The organism is Nostoc sp. ChiQUE01b, from assembly GCF_034531255.1.
Lineage (GTDB): Bacteria > Cyanobacteriota > Cyanobacteriia > Cyanobacteriales > Nostocaceae > Nostoc.
Window position 1 is genome coordinate 1 of record NZ_JAVRBM010000193.1, and the last position, 2695, is coordinate 2695.

Annotated in this window: 6 protein-coding genes; 4 read left to right on the forward strand and 2 right to left on the reverse strand. The window is 42.0% G+C overall.

Going from position 1 to position 2695, the window contains the following annotated elements; all coding sequences use genetic code 11:
• Positions 1-333: 333 nt before the first annotated feature.
• From RMY63_RS41520 to RMY63_RS41535, 4 genes are all read left to right on the forward strand, one after another.
• Positions 334-600, forward strand: coding sequence for a hypothetical protein (locus RMY63_RS41520; RefSeq protein ID WP_322734247.1), 267 nt, complete (start codon positions 334-336; stop codon positions 598-600).
• 3 nt (positions 601-603) lie between these two features.
• Positions 604-972 carry a clan AA aspartic protease gene (locus RMY63_RS41525; RefSeq protein WP_229451045.1) on the forward strand — a complete coding sequence of 123 codons (369 nt, stop codon included), beginning with the start codon at positions 604-606 and terminating at the stop codon, positions 970-972.
• 235 nt (positions 973-1207) lie between these two features.
• Positions 1208-1570: a hypothetical protein gene (locus RMY63_RS41530; protein WP_322733345.1), complete on the forward strand. Its 363-nt coding sequence runs from the start codon at positions 1208-1210 to the stop codon at positions 1568-1570.
• 6 nt (positions 1571-1576) lie between these two features.
• Positions 1577-1924: a hypothetical protein gene (locus RMY63_RS41535; protein ID WP_322734248.1), complete on the forward strand. Its 348-nt coding sequence runs from the start codon at positions 1577-1579 to the stop codon at positions 1922-1924.
• Between the two features lie 62 nt (positions 1925-1986).
• On the opposite strand, the gene RMY63_RS41540 is transcribed toward RMY63_RS41535, so the two are convergent.
• Together RMY63_RS41540 and RMY63_RS41545 are read right to left on the reverse strand one after the other, a co-directional pair.
• The gene (locus tag RMY63_RS41540; protein ID WP_322734249.1) at positions 1987-2301 is read right to left on the reverse strand and encodes a DUF1998 domain-containing protein; all 315 of its coding nucleotides are present in this window, start codon (positions 2299-2301) and stop codon (positions 1987-1989) included.
• Positions 2302-2393: 92 nt separating this feature from the next.
• A partial coding sequence (locus tag RMY63_RS41545; RefSeq protein ID WP_416212602.1) for a hypothetical protein occupies positions 2394-2695 on the reverse strand: 302 nt, incomplete at its 5' end.

Here is a 2695-nt window from a genome sequence, read left to right on the forward strand (position 1 = left end):
ACATTGTCGCAGTTTTTGATCCCATTTTTTCAGATTTTGTGAGAAATCCGCGTTCTAGTGTCAGGTTACTTGGGTAAGATGGATTCATTGCTTTCGTCACGCTGTCTACTTAAGTGTTTTTTCTAGTGACAGAATACCGTGACGTTAGCTTCCTTACTTTTCAGACATCCTCTTAGAACTGTAAAATTACTGCATTAAATCTGAAGCAGTATTGTACTGTCACTTTGGATATTATTCAGTCTATTAGAGCTTCAATATGCGATCGCTAGACTTGGGTATTCTAGTTTAGAATATCAATAACAAATAATTAGCGCCGGAATGCGGAGAATGGCTATGGTTTACCCTAAACTTAGCGGCGAAGAAATTACTCGACGGGGCAAGAAACATTATGAAAATCTCCGTACTCAAATCGAGACAGCAGAAAATGTTGGCAAAATTATTTCAATTAATGTTGAAACCGGTGAGTATGAAATTGGGGATGATTTGTTAATAACAAGTCGTCGATTACAAGCTAAACAATCGGATGCGCCAATTTGGGCGGGACGGATTGGGTTTAATGCTGTCTATGCCATTGGTGGGACATTAATGAGGACAGAGTAGTAAGTGATACACGGTACTGTGGTCGGGCTACAAGCTCGAATGAGTGTAATACTTCGTCCTCCAGGACGGTCAGATGTAGAAATTGAATTTGTTGTAGATACAGGTTTTGAAGGCTTTCTGACCCTGCCAATTGCGGTCGTTAATGAGCTTCAACTCCCCTATGTGGCTCGAATTGATGCCAACCTTGCCGATGATTCCAGTATTGCAGCCTTTGCTTATCGTGTAACAGTTGTGTGGAATGGTATAGAGCGTGAGGTTATAGTTCTAGGAATAGGTCGTCGTCCATTGATTGGAACTGCCCTGCTTGAAGATTGTCATCTCGGCATAGACTTTTGTGACGGTGGTACAGTACTGATTGATGAGATTTTGTAGATTTTAGGAAGTATGGGATGGAGATAGTTCGCGATGCCTGCGGCGGGCTACGCCTACGCCCTAATTCTAGATACCTGTAAAATTAAGCTGCAAGCGATGGCAACTCTTAGAGACGCTACGCGAACGCCAAAGCCTTTGGCTAACGGATATCTTATTAAAACATTAATCGTTCAATGGAAATTATGGACGTTCAGATTAGAGAGATTGTGTCCCAAATTCTTATGGAGTTTCTGGGATGAATAGTGGCTTAACTTATGAGCAAGAAACCTTTGTGCAAGATAGTATCCCTGTTAGATTGGGAAAATTGGCAACTAATTTAGCACGGATAAGTCAACTTTTCAGTGACTCTACGCATGAGGATGTGGTCAAAAGCCTGATTAGAGAGACTATGTATTTTATTGAGTGGATAGGCCCAGATATAGATATTGACAATGCTTTTGAGTTAGCAAACTTAGGAAGGTTTCTCACACGCTGGCTGTTTAACTGGGAACAAGCCTGGAATAACACAGATGCTAAAAACCAGATTATTCAAGAACTTGGTATTTGGTCAGACAGTGTTTTGCAAATGTCAAAATTACCTGCTGTACAACAATCCTAACTGATAATGACTCAATCCCAACCTCCATTACCACAACCCAAACTAGAATCTGCTAGTATTACCTCTGACCAGTATTTTGAATTTACTCCAGAAAAGTTGGAACTTAGTAACGGATATTTGGGTTATGGTGGACAAGACCAACTTGGGTTTCATTTGTCTGTTCTCACCAATATGGGATTGTTGACAGCAGTTAGACATACAAATTTATCGCTGTGGCTAGAAGCACTCAAAGGTGTGGTGAGGGAAAAACTACCGACTGTCAACGCCCAACCAGAAGTAGCAGAAGCAATGCTCAATCGATTTAATCGAGCGATCGCAGACTTGGAGGCAGTGATTGAGTATTTGGAACAATAAAATCTGGAAGTTGAGCGATGTCCACGACGATGCTCATGTCAAACATCAGGTGCAGCGATGGGCTACGTTTTGTCGGAGGCGATCGCATCTAACAACAATAATCCCATTTGCTTCAATAAAGCAGTGTTTCCATCAGGGCAACCATGTTGAATTAGGCACTTAGCACAGCCAGTATCGCAGTTGCAATCTTGTGCGATCGCTTTAGCAGCGCCAGCAAGTTTTGGCAAATGCTTAAACACAGCCTCAGCCGCACCATTACCGCCATCACTGGTATCATAGAAATAGCCTGTGTAATTGTTATTTTCCCCTAACTCCTTCACTACTGTAAAATTTACCTGTTTTGGGTCAACTCTAGCCACCAGCTGTAACGCTCTCATAATTTGATGCCCAAAGCTGTGGATAGCAATCAAGGTACTGGAATATTCCCACAACTGTTGATAGCCTGGTGGAATCGCTTCTCCACTGCGGGTTAAATTGGTTCTAGTTTCTTTGTAAAAAGTGGGCTATCTGCTGTCTGTTTTAATATTGCTTGCTTGCTGTTCAAGTCAAGGGAGATGCACTGATAAGTCAGCATTCGTCCATTGGCATCTTGTCGTTTGTAGATGGCTTGGGGATGGACTTCCCGGTGAGCAATATCCTCTGAGATTTCCTCTAGTTCTTCCCCAGATTCTGCATCTACTAGCTTGATGGTAGTTTGGGATAAGCCACCCCGAAAGTTATAGCAATCGTCAAGGTGGTTAGGACAAACAGTATAATCTATGAGTAAAGTAA